At 67.0% G+C, this 13,587-nt stretch carries 15 protein-coding genes and 1 tRNA gene; 6 read left to right on the top strand and 10 right to left on the bottom strand.

What is annotated here, in order from left to right:
* Positions 1-119: 119 nt before the first annotated feature.
* The 7 genes from pgi to pcnB form a co-directional block, all read right to left on the bottom strand.
* Entirely contained in the window at positions 120-1,634 is a 1,515-nt protein-coding gene (gene pgi / locus ACZK1G_RS08020; RefSeq protein ID WP_101765268.1) for a glucose-6-phosphate isomerase, read from the bottom strand.
* Complete coding sequence (gene panD, locus ACZK1G_RS08015; RefSeq protein ID WP_006432456.1) at positions 1,631-2,011, bottom strand: aspartate 1-decarboxylase; 381 nt, start codon at positions 2,009-2,011, stop codon at positions 1,631-1,633. The genes pgi and panD overlap by 4 nt, the downstream gene beginning before the upstream one ends.
* Before the next feature lie 87 nt (positions 2,012-2,098).
* Positions 2,099-2,596 (bottom strand): hypothetical protein, encoded by a 498-nt coding sequence (locus tag ACZK1G_RS08010; RefSeq protein ID WP_049447199.1) that lies wholly within the window; start codon positions 2,594-2,596, stop codon positions 2,099-2,101.
* A 65-nt stretch (positions 2,597-2,661) separates the two neighbouring features.
* Positions 2,662-3,501, bottom strand: coding sequence for a pantoate--beta-alanine ligase (gene panC, locus ACZK1G_RS08005; protein ID WP_049447197.1), 840 nt, complete (start codon positions 3,499-3,501; stop codon positions 2,662-2,664).
* Complete coding sequence (gene panB, locus ACZK1G_RS08000; protein WP_004153072.1) at positions 3,498-4,313, bottom strand: 3-methyl-2-oxobutanoate hydroxymethyltransferase; 816 nt, start codon at positions 4,311-4,313, stop codon at positions 3,498-3,500. The genes panC and panB overlap by 4 nt, the downstream gene beginning before the upstream one ends.
* Positions 4,314-4,347: 34 nt before the next feature.
* The gene (gene folK / locus ACZK1G_RS07995; RefSeq protein WP_014036788.1) at positions 4,348-4,833 is read right to left on the bottom strand and encodes a 2-amino-4-hydroxy-6-hydroxymethyldihydropteridine diphosphokinase; all 486 of its coding nucleotides are present in this window, start codon (positions 4,831-4,833) and stop codon (positions 4,348-4,350) included.
* A 3-nt stretch (positions 4,834-4,836) separates the two neighbouring features.
* Complete coding sequence (pcnB, locus tag ACZK1G_RS07990) at positions 4,837-6,216, bottom strand: polynucleotide adenylyltransferase PcnB (protein WP_101765267.1); 1,380 nt, start codon at positions 6,214-6,216, stop codon at positions 4,837-4,839.
* Positions 6,217-6,268: 52 nt separating this feature from the next.
* Here pcnB and ACZK1G_RS07985 point away from each other — a divergent pair.
* Positions 6,269-6,343, top strand: a tRNA-Glu gene (locus tag ACZK1G_RS07985).
* A 460-nt stretch (positions 6,344-6,803) separates the two neighbouring features.
* Here the strand turns inward: ACZK1G_RS07985 and ACZK1G_RS07980 are convergent.
* Complete coding sequence (locus ACZK1G_RS07980; RefSeq protein ID WP_049447193.1) at positions 6,804-8,228, bottom strand: sugar porter family MFS transporter; 1,425 nt, start codon at positions 8,226-8,228, stop codon at positions 6,804-6,806.
* Between the two features lie 190 nt (positions 8,229-8,418).
* On the opposite strand from ACZK1G_RS07980, the gene fdxA reads away from it, so the two are divergent.
* Positions 8,419-8,742, top strand: a complete 324-nt coding sequence (fdxA, locus tag ACZK1G_RS07975) for a ferredoxin FdxA (RefSeq protein ID WP_005409054.1) — start codon at positions 8,419-8,421, stop codon at positions 8,740-8,742.
* Between the two features lie 119 nt (positions 8,743-8,861).
* Here fdxA and ACZK1G_RS07970 read toward each other — a convergent pair whose 3' ends face one another.
* Positions 8,862-9,377, bottom strand: a complete 516-nt coding sequence (locus ACZK1G_RS07970) for a hypothetical protein (protein ID WP_006432432.1) — start codon at positions 9,375-9,377, stop codon at positions 8,862-8,864.
* 32 nt (positions 9,378-9,409) lie between these two features.
* Positions 9,410-10,303, bottom strand: a complete 894-nt coding sequence (gene dapA, locus ACZK1G_RS07965) for a 4-hydroxy-tetrahydrodipicolinate synthase (protein ID WP_049447188.1) — start codon at positions 10,301-10,303, stop codon at positions 9,410-9,412.
* A 163-nt stretch (positions 10,304-10,466) separates the two neighbouring features.
* Here dapA and ACZK1G_RS07960 point away from each other — a divergent pair, with 163 nt between their 5' ends.
* From ACZK1G_RS07960 to ACZK1G_RS07945, 4 genes are all read left to right on the top strand, one after another.
* Positions 10,467-11,027 (top strand): glycine cleavage system transcriptional repressor, encoded by a 561-nt coding sequence (locus tag ACZK1G_RS07960; RefSeq protein ID WP_005409051.1) that lies wholly within the window; start codon positions 10,467-10,469, stop codon positions 11,025-11,027.
* 92 nt (positions 11,028-11,119) lie between these two features.
* Positions 11,120-11,599 (top strand): peroxiredoxin, encoded by a 480-nt coding sequence (locus ACZK1G_RS07955; protein ID WP_049447186.1) that lies wholly within the window; start codon positions 11,120-11,122, stop codon positions 11,597-11,599.
* An 84-nt stretch (positions 11,600-11,683) separates the two neighbouring features.
* On the top strand, positions 11,684-13,084 hold the full coding sequence (locus tag ACZK1G_RS07950) for a PhoH family protein (RefSeq protein WP_010484287.1): 1,401 nt from the start codon (positions 11,684-11,686) through the stop codon (positions 13,082-13,084).
* Complete coding sequence (locus ACZK1G_RS07945; protein ID WP_049447183.1) at positions 13,081-13,587, top strand: hypothetical protein; 507 nt, start codon at positions 13,081-13,083, stop codon at positions 13,585-13,587. Before ACZK1G_RS07950 ends, ACZK1G_RS07945 begins: the two co-directional genes overlap by 4 nt.

Genomic DNA, 13,587 nt, shown 5'->3' with positions numbered 1-13,587 from the left:
CCGGCCGCTGGCCGGCAACCTCATGAACGGTGAAGGCATCGCCAGAATGCCGGCCAGCGGCCGGCACTACGAGAAGGCAGGACCACCGGTAGTGCCGGCCGCTGGCCGGCACCAGAACCTCAGCCCTTCAGCTGCGCCAGGATCTCGCGGGTCATCGGATCGGCAATCGCCACATCCTCGCCCTGCAGCGCCGGCAGCAGGCCACTGGCCAGCTGCTTGCCCAGCTCGACACCGAACTGGTCGAACGCGTTGATGTTCCAGATCACCGACTGCACGTACACGGCGTGTTCGTACATGGCGATCAGCGCGCCCAGCGCCTGCGGGGTCAGCGCGTCGAGCAGGATCAGCGTGCTCGGGCGACCGCCCGGGTAATCACGGTGCGGATCCTCGCTGCTCTGGCCGTTGGCCAGCGCCTCGGTCTGTGCGAGCAGGTTGGCAAGCAGGGCCTGGTGATTGATCGTGTAGGGATCATCGTTGTGCACGCAGCCGATGAAATCGGCCGGAACGATGCTGGTGCCCTGGTGCAGCGCCTGGAAGAAGCTGTGCTGCACATCGGTGCCCGCCCCACCCCACCACACCGGCACGGTGTCGGTGCTGACCGGCGCACCATCACGCTGCACGCGCTTGCCCAGGCTTTCCATCACCAGCTGCTGCAGGTAGGCCGGCAGCAGCGCCAGGCGCTGGTCGTAGGTCATCACCGCATGCGTGGCATGGCCCAGCAGGTTGCGGTTCCAGATGTCGGTCAGGCCGTGCAGCACCGGCAGGTTGCGCTCCAGCGGTGCATCCAGCGCATGCGCATCCATCTGCGCGGCGCCTTCCAGCAGCTGCTCGAAGCGCTCGAAGCCGATCGCCAGCGCGATCGGGAAACCGACCGCCGACCACAGCGAATAACGGCCACCGACCCAGTCCCACATCGGCAGTACGCGATCGGCGGCGATCGCGAAGGCCTTCGCGGCACGTTCCGGATTGGCGCTGACGGCATACAGGCGCTCGCTGCCGCCCAGCCAGTCGTGCAGGATCTGGCCGTTGAGCAGCGTTTCCTGGGTGCCGAAGGTCTTGGAGATCAGGATGCCGGCGGTCTTGGCCGGATCCAGCGTGGCCAGCGTGCGCTGCATGGCGGCGCCGTCCACGTTCGACACGAAATGCACGCGCAGGCGCGCACCGGTGACCGGGCGCAGCGCGTCGGCGACCAGGCGTGGGCCAAGGTCGGAACCACCGATGCCGACACTGACCACATCGGTCACGCCACTGTCTTCCAGCGCGCGCACCAGCACGCCCATGCGCTGGCGGATCGCGCGCGCGGTGGCATAGGCCTCGGCCGCCACCGGCGCATCGACCACATCGCCACGCAGCGCGGTATGCAGCGCGGCGCGCCCTTCGGTCAGGTTGACCTGCTCGCCGCGGAACAGGCGCGTGATGGCGCCGCCGACATCACGCTCGGCAGCCAGCGCCAACAGCGCCTGCAACGCTGCGGCATCGTACTTCTGCCGGGCGAAATTGACATACAACGGACCGACCCGCAGCGCCAGGTCCTGTACACGGCCGGGTTCGGCGGCGAGCAGGCTGGGAATGCTTGCGCCCTTCAGGCGCTGGGCGTGGGAATGCAGCGAGTCGAATCCGTTGTTCGTTGTCATGCGGCCTGGGTCGGGATCGTGTCGTTGGTGTGGGTGATCTGGTTGTTGCCATCAACGTACACCAGCTTCGGCTTGAAGCTGTCAGCTTCCTGCTCGGTCATGCTGGCGAACGCGGCGATGATGATGATGTCACCGACCTGCACGTGGCGCGCGGCGCCACCGTTGAGCGAGACAACGCCGCTGCCTGCTTCGGCGCGGATGGCGTAGGTCGAGAAACGCGCACCGTTGGTCACGTCCCAGATGTGCACCTGCTCGAACTCGCGGATGCCGGTGGCAGCCAGCAGGTTGTCATCGATGGCGATCGAGCCTTCGTAGTTCAGCTCGGAATGGGTGACGGTGGCGCGGTGGATCTTGGTCTTGAGCAGGGACAGGTGCATGGGGGCGCTGCAACGGCAAAGGAAAGAGCGGATTCTAGCACCCGCTTGGCCGTCATCAGGGGGCTGCAGCAGGACGCTGAAGGCCGTTCAGGCGCCCTCGCCCGGCAGCGCTGGCGGCATGGGGCCAACGCTACCTGCCAGCGACAGGCGGAACACCGCATGGAACGCCCAGCCGGCCACCGCACCGAACCCCCCGGCAGCCAGCACTGACAGGCCATAGCTGATCACGTCGAAGGTGTCGATGTAGCGCAGGCGCTGCAGCAGCGGGCCGCTGTCGTCGCCCGGCCAGGCACAGGTGGCCATGGCCAGCGCGCCCAGGCCGAACCCCACAAGGACGAAACCGACCCGGCGCAGGCGCTGCTGAGACTGCAGGATCAGCGCCATCGGCAACAGCACGGCAATGGCATTGCAGACCGCCAGTACGAACATCAGCCCGCCACCGATCAGGGCCGGCACCGGCGTACGCCCGAGGTCCAATGCGAACAGCAGGCCGCCGAACAGCTGCGCCGGCAGCATGCCGGCAGCCAGTACAGCGAAGATCGAGGCCTGGGCAAGGCGGCCGGCGTCAGTGGTGCGGGGTGTCATGTCCAGTCTCCCGTCCGTGGGATGTGAGAGGCGCCCATTGCGGGCGCCCCGGAGCCGCATGCGGCTCAGAACTCCAGGTTGTCGATCAGGCGGGTGGTGCCCAGCCGCGCGGCAATCAGCGCCACGCGGCCACCGCCGTCGAAGGTCGGCTCGGCCAGTTCCGGAGTGCGCAGCACGGCGTAGTCGACCTGGAAACCGGCGGCCTGCAGCGCAGCGGTGGCATCGGCCTCGATGCGCTCGCGCGCCTGCCCCGCGACGTAGCCCTCGCGCATCCCCATCAGGGTGCGGTGGAGGGTGGTCGCGACCGGGCGCTGTTCGGCGCTCAGGTACTGGTTGCGCGAACTCTTGGCCAGGCCATCCTCGTCCCGCACGATCTCCGCACCGACGATCTGGATCGGGAACGACAGCTCGGCCACCATCTGCTTGATCACGGCAAGCTGCTGGTAGTCCTTGCGGCCGAACACGGCCACGTCCGGCTGCACCTGCAGGAACAGGCGCGCCACCACCGTGCACACGCCATCGAAGTGTCCCGGGCGGCTGGCGCCTTCCAGTACTTCACTGACACCCGGCGCGTGCATGCGCGTGGTCCTGTCCACGCCCAGCGGATACATCGCCTCCACGCTGGGCAGCCACACGGCATCGCAGCCGACCTGCTCCAGCCCGGCCACGTCGGCCTCGGGCGTGCGCGGGTAGCGGCTGAAATCCTCGTTGGGGCCGAACTGGGTCGGGTTGACGAAGATGCTCGCCACCACCTTGTCGGCGTACTGGCGGGCCAGGGTCACCAGCGAATGGTGGCCCCCATGCAGGTTGCCCATGGTCGGCACCAGCGCCACGCGCAGCCCCTCGCGCTTCCACTGGGCGATCTGCTCGCGCAGTGCGCCGAGCTCGTTGAAGGTCTGGATCATTGGGCGTAGGCGTGCTGTTCGTCGGGGAAGCTGCCGTCGCGCACCGCGTCGGCATAGGCGCGGGTGGCACCGGCCACCGAGCCACCTTCGGCAAGGAAATCCTTGACGAACTTGGGACGGCGATGGCCACTGTCCAGGCCAAGGAAATCGTGCAGCACCAGCACCTGGCCATCGCACTGCGGGCCCGCACCAATGCCGATGGTCGGCACATCCACCGCAGCGGTCACTTCGGCAGCGACCGGGGTCGGCACGCATTCGAGCACCATGATGCTGGCGCCGGCAGCGGCCACGGCCCTGGCATCTTCCACCAGCTGGCGCGCGGCGTCGCCACGACCCTGGATCTTGAAGCCGCCCAGGCGCAGCACCGACTGCGGGGTCAGGCCCAGATGCGCGCAGACCGGAATCTCGCGCTCCACCAGGTAGCGGATGATGTCGACCTTGAAGCCGGCACCTTCGATCTTGACCATCTCGGCACCGGCCTGCAGCAGCTGCAACGAGGCATCCAGCGCGCGCTCCGGGGTGGCGTCGGCGCCGAACGGCAGGTCGGCCACCAGCAGCGCACGCTGCAGCACGCGGGCCACGGCGCGGGTGTGGTAGACCATGTCCGCCACGGTTACCGGCAGGGTCGAATCATGGCCCTGCACGACCATGCCCAGCGAGTCGCCGATCAGGATCAGGTCAACGCCGTTGGCGTCGAAAGTGCGGGCGAAGCCGGCGTCGTAGGCGGTCAACATGACCAGCTTCTGGCCATTGCGCTTGGCCTCGGCCAGGGCGGGAACGGTCCAGGGCTTGCTGTCTGCGTGGGTGCTCATGTGCTGATAACCGGGGGAGATAACCCGGTCATTATCACCCTATCGGCGCGATCCCGCAGGCATCGACCCGCATCACTGCATCCTGCACGCGTCCATGGCCAGGAATTGTCAGTTCCGGCGCGATTTCGGCCAGCGGCACCAACACGAAGGCACGCTCGTGCAGGTACGGATGCGGCACCTGCAGGCCGGGCTGATCGAGTACCTGCATGCCATACAGCAGCAGGTCCAGGTCCAGCGCGCGCGGCCCCCAGTGCATCGCCGGATCGCGCACGCGGCCAAAACCCTGCTCCAGTGCCAGCATCGCCTGCAGCAGCTCATCGGCCGGCAGCGTCGTTTCGACCGAGGCCACCGCATTGACGAACGGCGGCTGGTCTTCATTGCCCCAGGCCGGCGTTGCATAAAGCCGCGAGGCCTGGCGCAGGCGGGTCCCGGGCAGGCCGTCCAGCGCGGCAATCGCCGCGCCGACGGTGGCGGCCGCGTCACCAAGGTTGGCGCCGAGGCCGATCCAGGCAAGGGTCATCGCTTACTCGCCCGCTGCACCGGCCGTGGCACCGGGACGGCGACGGCGACGACGGCGCTTGCGCGGCGCCCCGCTCTCGTCATCCCCTTCTTCGCTGTGCATCGCATCCAGCGATGACTCCAGCTCACGACCGGACTGCGCCTGCGCTTCGCGCCAGAACTCGACATCGGCAGCATGTTCGGACGAAGCCACCTGACGCAGGCTGAGGAAATCGAACGCGGCACGGAAGCGCGGATGGGTCAGGGTACGGAACACGCGCTTGCGCTGGCGCGAGCTGAAGCGCGACTGCAGCAGCCAGATTTCCTGCATCGGCAGCGAGAAGCGGCGCGGCAGCGCGATGGTGCTCAACTGCTGCACGGTGACGCGGTCGGCGGCGCGGCGCTGCGCCTCTTCCGGTGCCACGCCCTGCTTGAGCAGGGTCGCCTGTGCGCGGCAGAAGGCCGGCCACAGCAGCAGCGCGAACAGGAACGCCGGCGACACCGATTCGTCGTTGGCCACCCGTGCATCGGTATTGGCCAGGCCCTCGACCAGCATGCGGCGCAACGCGCCGGTGCGGTTGGCCTTCAGCGCCTTGGCGCTTTCCGGGAACAGCACGTCGAGCAGGCCGTAACGCTCAAGGCCTTCGAAGCTGGCCACGCCATGCCCGGACAGGAACAGCTTGAGCACTTCCTCGAACAGGCGCGCCGGCGCGGCTTCGTTGAGCAGGCCGGCCAGGTGCGGGATCGGTGCGGCAGTGCCCTCTTCGATCTGGAAGCCGAGCTTGGCCGCCAGGCGCACCGCACGCAGCATGCGCACCGGATCTTCGCGGTAACGCTGCTCGGGGTCGCCGATCAGCTTCATCAGGCGCGCCTGCACGTCCTCGAAGCCGCCGGTGTAGTCGCGCACCGAGAAGTCCTCGATGGCGTAGTACAGGGCGTTGCAGGTGAAGTCGCGGCGGATGGCGTCGTCTTCGATGGTGCCGTACACGTTGTCGCGCACGAGCATGCCGTTTTCCATCTCACGGTCGCCGCTGCCGTCATCGCTGTTGGCACGGAAGGTGGCGACTTCGATGATCTCGCGGCCGAACACCACATGGGCGAGGCGGAACCGGCGGCCGATCAGGCGGCAGTTGCGGAACAGCTGCTTGACCTGTTCGGGCGTGGCGTCGGTGGCCACGTCGAAATCCTTGGGTTGGCCATTGACCAGCAGATCGCGCACCGCGCCGCCGACAAGGTAGGCGCCGAAGCCGGCATCGCGCAGGCGATAAAGCACGCGCAGGGCGTTCGGGCTGATGTCCTTGCGGGAGATCGTGTGCTGGTCGCGCGGGATGACGCGCAGGCTGAACGGTGATGTAGCAGAGGAAATGATGTTGGCGCTTCCGGTTGAAGTTTCGGGATTGCCCAATGGCATCGAGGTGCATATACTAGCGCTCCTGCCTCGGCAGCGACACAGTTACGCTCCCTTCGTCTAGTGGTTAGGACGTGGCCCTCTCAAGGCTAAAACAGGGGTTCGAGTCCCCTAGGGAGCGCCAGTCGCCGCAGCAGGAACCGAAAAAGCCCGCCTCGTGCGGGCTTTTCTGTTTTCCGGGGTTTGCATTGGCATCGGTCGACCTGGTCGCAGTAGCGCCTCCCTGTTCCTGCGCGGGAGGGGGCAGGCCACCCCGGCCTGGACACGCAAAAGCCCATCCATGGTGCTCGATGGCGCCATCCATGGCGCCAACGGTCCAGGCCGGGGTGGCCCGCCCCCTCCTGACAGTTTCCCGCGACGGCGGCGCGAACAGCCTCACTCCTCCGCAGCCAATTCAATTCCGACGCGCAGACCTGCGTCCGCCACCCTCAATGTGTCGAGAGGCTGCAGGCCAGCCGATCCAGGACCGTTGGCGCCATGGATGGCGCCATCGAGCCCCCATGGATGGGTTTACGGCGTGTCCTGGATCGGCTGGCCTGCAGCCTCCCCACGGAGAAAGGAGGCGCTGAAACACAGGCCGGCCGTCAGCCTTCCATCTGCTCCAGCTCCTTGCCCTTGGTCTCGCGCACGCAGCGGACCACGAAGAAGATCGAGAGGATCGCGGCGACCGCGTAGATGCCATAGGCGCCAGCCAGGCCGATGCCGGCCAGCAGCATCGGGAAGGTCACGGTGATCGCGAAGTTCGAGGTCCACTGCGCGGCCCCCGCCACGGCCAGCGCCGGGCCGCGGATCTGGTTGGGGAACATCTCGCCCAGCATCACCCACATCACCGGGCCCCAGGACATGTTGAAGAACACCACGTAGACGTTGGCCGCAACCAGCGCCAGCCGCCCCATGCCATCGGACAGCTGCAGGCGCCCATCGACCAGGCTGCCGCTGGCAAATGCCACCACCATCAGCACCAGCGCCACCGACATGCCGACCGAGCCGACCCACAGCAGCGGCTTGCGACCAATGCGGTCGATCAGCAGCACCGTCAGCAGGCAGGCACCGATGCTCAGTGCGCCGGACAGCACATTGATCAGCAGAGCATCGCTTTCCGAGAAACCCACCGCCTGCCACAGCACCGCGCCGTAGTAGAACACCACATTGATGCCGACCAGCTGCTGGAACATGGCCAGGCCGATGCCCACCCAGAGGATCGGGCGCAGCTTGCCGGTGACCTTGTCGCGAAGATCAGTGAAGCGTGGCTTGTGCTGGTCCTGGGCCAGGCTGGCCTCGATCTCGGCCTGCTTGGCCGTGGCAGCGGCCTCGCCATACAGCCGCGACAGCACCGCCCTCGCCTGCGCCTGGCGGCCCTTGAGCACCAGGAAACGCGGGCTTTCCGGGATCACCAGCAACAGCAGCAGGAACAACCCCGACGGCAGCGCCTGCATCCAGAACATCCAGCGCCAGGCCTCATGGCCCAGCCACAAGGGCTCGGTCGAGGCGCCGGCGGCGCGGGCCAGCAGGTAATTGCTGAGGAAGGCCGCGAACAAACCGCAGATGATCGCCATCTGCTGCACCGTGGCCAATCGGCCGCGATAGCGCGCCGAGGCGACTTCGGCGATGTAGGCCGGCGACATCACGCTGGCCGCCCCCACCGCAAAGCCGCCCAGCACCCGGGCCACGATGAACAGCCAGGAAGCATGGGCCGCACCGGCGCCCAGCGCCGAGACCAGGAACATCAGCGCGGACACGATCAGGACACCCCGGCGCCCCAGGCGGTCGCCCAACCAGCCGGCCAGGAATGCACCGATCGCGCAGCCCAGCAGCATCGAGGCGACCTCGAAACCCAGCGCCGCCTCGCTGGAGTTGAAGGCCTGGCGCAGGCCATCGACCGTGCCGTTGATGACACCACTGTCGAAGCCGAACAGGAATCCACCGAGCGTGGCCACGCAACTGATCAGGACGATGAACGCCGTGTTTTCACCACCGTGGGAGGCGGTGCCGGACTGGGCTTGGGACATGGATGATCCTGCTGGGAAGGGAGCCCGGCCACCAGGACCGGTTGCCGCGCAGCGTCGCACAGGCCCTGCCGTGCCGCCAATGACCGCCACGGCCGCGCCTGCCAGACGCCCGTTTTCCGTCCCGCGCCGACACCGGGGGCCAACCTGTTCTAGAATTGGCGGGTTCAGGAATCGATCCACCCCCAAGCCCATGCCCTTTGTCGTCACCGAAAACTGCATCAAGTGCAAACACACCGATTGCGTGGAAGTGTGCCCCGTGGATTGCTTCCACGAAGGCCCGAACTTCCTGGTGATCGACCCGGATGAGTGCATCGACTGCACCCTCTGCGAGCCGGAGTGCCCGGTCAATGCAATCTTCCCGGAGGACGATGTTCCTGCGGGCCAGGAGGGCTTCGTTGCCCTCAACGCCGAGCTGGCGAAGGAGTGGCCGGTGCTGACCGTGCGCAAGGACCCGCCCGCCGACGCCGGCGAATGGGACGGCAAGCCGGACAAGCTGAAGCTGCTGGAGCGCTGAGAAGCGCCCGCTGCGGCAACGAAAAAGGGCGCCCATGGCGCCCTTTTTTGTTCTCGGCAGGTGCCAACCTTGGTTGGCACAGAAGCGCCGACCAAGGTCGGCCCCTACCCGACCCGCCCTTACTGGGCCAGCTTCGCCTTCAGTGCGGCGATCAGCTTCACCGGCGCTTCTGCAGTGGCCGGCAGGCCACGCGGGTCGACCGCGGAGATGTAGGCGCCGGCATCGACGGCGACCACGCGGACCAGGAAGTTGCTGCCTTCGTAGGCCACGTCATACGAGCCCAGCAGCTGCGCGCGGCTGGCGATGGTCACGCCTTCCACGCCTTCCAGCGCGGTGCCGACCTTGGCGAAAGCCTCGTCCTTGCCGCCGGCGATGGTGAAACCGGTGTTGCCCACGGCCGGGGCCGCAGCCACCGGGGCCGCCGGCTTGGTCGCCGAGGCAAGGGTCGGCACCTTGTTGTCACTGGTGGCGTTGGGCAGGTTCAGGTCCGGCGGCACTTCCAGCGGACGCATTTCCGGGGCCAGTGCGTAGTCGCCCTTGACGCCACGCTTGAAGCAGCCGGTGGTGCCGGCGGCAACGGCCACCGCAAGCAGGGCGTAGGACAGCACGCGGACGGTGGATACGGATTGACGCATGTGAATCTCCTGGGTCAGACCAAGACGGAAGGTCAGTGGCTGGAAAGGGCTTCGAGGGCGGCGATGTCGCCGGCAAGATGATCGGCCGCCGGATGGTGCGCCGCCGACAGCGGCAGCAGCGGCAGGCGCAGGTCGTGACCGATGCCGATACGGCGCAGCAACGCCTTGACCGGAATCGGGTTCGGCTCAACGCCGCAGAAATCATGGAACGGCTGCAGGCGCGCATCCCAGGACCCGGTGGCTTCGTGGTCGTGGGCGGCAGCCAGCTCGCACATCCGGCGGTAGGCGCCGGGCAGCACGTTGGAGCCGACCGAGATCAGGCCATCGATGCCGGCCCGGATCGAGCGCGCCGCCGTACCGTCGTCGCCACTGAACACGGCAAACTGCGGACTGCGCAGGGCGAGCAGCGCCTGCACCCGGCCGGTGTCACCCACCGCCTCCTTGATGCCGACGATGTTGGGATGGCTGGCCAGTTCGGCCACGGTCTCCGGCTGCATGTCGCAGCCGGTACGGCCGGGCACGTTGTACAGCACGACCGGCAGCCCGCCCTGGTCGGCAACCGCGCGGTAGTGCGCGATCAGCCCGGCCTGGGTCGGCCGCACGTACGGCGGGGTGACCACCAGCGCGTGGCTGGCGCCAAGGGCGGCGGCACGGCGGGTCTGTTCGATGGTCTTGGCGGTGCCCGACAGGCCGGTGCCGGCCATGACCGGAATGCGGCCGCCGATGCGTTCGACCGCGCTGGCCAGCAGCTGGTCGTACTCGGCATCGGTCAGGGTCGCCGCTTCGCCGGTCGAGCCAGCCACGACAACGCCATGGACGCCACCCTCCAGTTGCAGGTGCAGCAGGCGCTGCCAACCATCGGGATCGAGGGCGCCGTCGGCCCGGAACGGGGTCGCCAGCGCGGTGATGAGGCCGGAAAGGGACAAGGACGTGCTGCTCTTGGCTGGAAAGGGAAACGCCCGCCACGAAAGGCTGGGGGCGACCTGAATGTTACTTGCGGCGCGAAAGCACGGGCAAGTATGCTGGACACCGGTGGATCCCCGCCTCTGGCGGGCATTCAGACTAACGCATGTATTACCCGGAATCGCCTTGACCGACACCACCCCGCGCCCCGCGCCGAGCGAAAACCACCTCCTGATCAACGCCTATACGACGCATCCGGAGTCCCCCCTGCTGTCCGTCACCCGCCGCATCGCCGACAGCGGTTGCAACCTGGTGGACGCACGCCTGGCCACGGTCGGCCGCGATGTCTCGGTCACCGCCCTGGCCACCGGCTCCTGGGACTCGGTGGCCAAGCTCGAGGCGATGCTGACCCGGCTGGAGCGCGAGGAAGGACTGAAGCTGGTCTGGTACCGCACCGCCGCCAAGCAGGCGCAGTCCAACCTGCTGCCGTACATCGTCGAAGTGATCGCCGCCGACAAGCCGGGCATCCTGTTCCAGCTGGCCGACTTCTTCGACCGCCAGGGCATCACCATCGAGAACCTGCAGAGCACGCGCTACCGCGCTATGCAGACCGGTGCGGAAATGTTCAGTGCACAGGTCACCATCGGCGTGCCGGCCAACATGCACATCGCCGCGCTGCGCGACGATTTCCTTGAGTTCTGCGACCACCTGAACCTGGACGCGATCATGGACCCGATGAAGTTCTGAATGAATTCCTGATTTTTTCGCGCGCCTCTCACGGGCGCGTGGCGTTTCATGCAATTGTCTTGGAAAGAACCCAGGCTCGACAGAAGGACCTCATGAACAACGGCGATACCCTGGACAGCACCACCCTCTCCCTGCCGCTGGCGCTGTCCGGTGGCGAACAGGCCACTCTCGGCGACTACGTCGGCCACTGGCTGGTGCTGTACTTCTATCCCAAGGACAGCACCCCCGGCTGCACCACCGAAGGCATCGACTTCAACGCACTGCTGCCGAAATTCAAGAAGGCCGGCGCGGTCGTGCTGGGCGTCTCGCGCGATTCGGTGAAGTCGCACGACAACTTCTGTGCCAAGCAGGGCTTCAACTTCCCGTTGGTCAGCGATGGCGACGAAGCGCTGTGCAGCGCCTTCGACGTGATCAAGATGAAGAACATGTACGGCAAGCAGGTACGTGGCATCGAACGCAGCACCTTCCTGATTTCCCCCGACAGCCGCATCGTGCAGTCCTGGCGCAAGGTCAAGGTTGCAGGTCATGCCGATGCCGTTCTCGCCGAACTGAAGGCCTCCCAGTCCAAGTGAGTCCCACTGCCTACTGTGTCTGCCATCACCCTGCCCCGCAGCAGGCCGTGGTGGTTTTTCCCTGTCCGTAACCAGGAATCGACGATGACCCGAGGCAAGCGCATCTACGTGCTGGATACCAACGTGCTGATGCACGATCCCACCGCGCTGTTCAAATTCGAGGAGCACGACGTCTACCTGCCCATGCAGGTGATCGAGGAGCTGGACAACGGCAAGAAGGGCACCTCCGAAGCGAGCCGCAACGCCCGCCAGGTGAGCCGCTTCCTCAACGAGCTGGTGCAGGAATCCGGCCTGGACAACCTGGCCGACGGCATTCCGCTGCAGCGACCCAATGGCCTGCAGCTGCGCGGCAAGCAGAGCGCCGGCAAGCTGCGCTTCCAGACCAGCCATTTCGACGCCGGCAAGAGCTTCGGCAAGGTCATCCCGGACAACGCCATCCTCGGCGCGATCCTGGCGCTGAAGGAAGAAACCCCGGACCTGCCGGTGGTGTTCGTCTCCAAGGACATCAACCTGCGGATCAAGGCCGCCATCGCCGGCATCGTGTCCGAGGACTACGAGAACGACCGCGCGCTGGACGATTTCAGCCTGCTCTACACCGGCGCCACCGAGCTGCCGGAAGACTTCTGGAAGCGCCACGGCGATGACCTGCGCAGCTGGAGCGACAAGGGCCGCACGCATTACGAAATCCTGGCGCAGGATGGCGAGGAGTGGTACCCGAACCAGTACGTCTACCTGCCTGGCGAAGATGAAGTCGAGCTACGCGTCAGCCGCGTGGTCGGCGACGGCAAGGTGGTGCTGTCACTGGTCGATGATTTCCGCCACGGCAGCCACGCCGTGTGGGGCATCAGCGCACGCAACCGAGAACAGAACTTCGCGCTCAACGCACTGATGGATCCGGAGATCGACTTCGTCACGCTGCTGGGTACCGCCGGCACCGGCAAGACCCTGCTGGCGCTGGCCGCCGGCCTGGCGCAGACGATGGACCAGCAGCGCTACCGCGAGATCATCATGACCCGCGCCACGGTCAGCGTCGGCGAGGACATCGGCTTCCTGCCCGGCACCGAGGAAGAGAAGATGACGCCGTGGATGGGCGCACTGACCGACAACCTGGAAGTGCTCACGCACAACCAGGAAGGCGGCACGTGGGGGCGCCAGGCGACCAACGACCTGCTGGCCAGCCGCATCAAGATCCGCTCGATGAACTTCATGCGCGGCCGCACCTTCCTGTCGCGCTACCTGATCCTGGACGAGGCGCAGAACCTCACCCCCAAGCAGATGAAGACGCTGATCACCCGTGCCGGCCCCGGCACCAAGATCGTCTGCCTGGGCAACGTCGAGCAGATCGACACCCCGTACCTGACCGAGACCACCTCGGGCCTGACCTACGCGGTGGATCGCTTCAAGAACTGGCCGCATAGTGCGCACATCACCCTGCGTCGTGGCGAACGCTCGCGCCTGGCCGATTACGCCTCGGAGGTGTTGTGAACCGCTGCACCCGCCTGCTGCTGCCCACGGCTGCGATCGCGCTCGCAGCCGCCCTGGGTGCCTGCACCACCACGCGCGGCCCGGCCAGCGTGCCGACCGCCGAGCGTACCGGCCAGTCCTGGGTGGTCACCCGCCCGATCATTGCCGCGCAGGTGCTCGACACCTGCTCGCGGCCCAGCCCCGGCCGCGAGGCCGGGCGGGTCAGCGGCTACTGGGCGCCCAGCCGGCAACAGGTCGACCAGCTGGAAGCGAAACTGTCTTCGCTGGAAGCCCAGGTGCCGAAGGTGCTCGACTTTGACCGCCAGTACGTCGGCATCGAAAGCGCAGGCCAACGGCTGATCTACATCAACGCCTTCCACCTGCCCGACGACAGCGGCATCAATCCGGCCCGCGAAGCGATCCGCGTCTGCGATGGCGGCGCGCAGTTCTGGGGCGCGGTGTTCGACCCGGCCAGCAACACCTTCAGCGAGCTGCAGTTCAACGGCGGCCTCGGCGGGCCCTGA

It is taken from the genome of Stenotrophomonas sp. 109824_Sma, assembly GCF_056480025.1.
The sequence above is the reverse complement of the archived record's forward strand: the minus strand, read 5'-3'. Positions and strand labels throughout refer to the sequence as shown.

Bases quoted from the DNA above. Each gene is read 5' to 3' on its own strand.
- pgi (WP_101765268.1), bottom strand. From the start codon at position 1,634: ATGACAACGAACAACGGATTCGACTCGCTGCATTCCCACGCCCAGCGC.
- panD (WP_006432456.1), bottom strand. From the start codon at position 2,011: ATGCACCTGTCCCTGCTCAAGACCAAGATCCACCGCGCCACCGTCACC.
- ACZK1G_RS08010 (WP_049447199.1), bottom strand. From the start codon at position 2,596: ATGACACCCCGCACCACTGACGCCGGCCGCCTTGCCCAGGCCTCGATC.
- panC (WP_049447197.1), bottom strand. From the start codon at position 3,501: ATGATCCAGACCTTCAACGAGCTCGGCGCACTGCGCGAGCAGATCGCC.
- panB (WP_004153072.1), bottom strand. From the start codon at position 4,313: ATGAGCACCCACGCAGACAGCAAGCCCTGGACCGTTCCCGCCCTGGCC.
- folK (WP_014036788.1), bottom strand. From the start codon at position 4,833: ATGACCCTTGCCTGGATCGGCCTCGGCGCCAACCTTGGTGACGCGGCC.
- ACZK1G_RS07980 (WP_049447193.1), bottom strand. From the start codon at position 8,228: ATGTCCCAAGCCCAGTCCGGCACCGCCTCCCACGGTGGTGAAAACACG.
- fdxA (WP_005409054.1), top strand. From the start codon at position 8,419: ATGCCCTTTGTCGTCACCGAAAACTGCATCAAGTGCAAACACACCGAT.
- ACZK1G_RS07970 (WP_006432432.1), bottom strand. From the start codon at position 9,377: ATGCGTCAATCCGTATCCACCGTCCGCGTGCTGTCCTACGCCCTGCTT.
- ACZK1G_RS07955 (WP_049447186.1), top strand. From the start codon at position 11,120: ATGAACAACGGCGATACCCTGGACAGCACCACCCTCTCCCTGCCGCTG.
- ACZK1G_RS07950 (WP_010484287.1), top strand. From the start codon at position 11,684: ATGACCCGAGGCAAGCGCATCTACGTGCTGGATACCAACGTGCTGATG.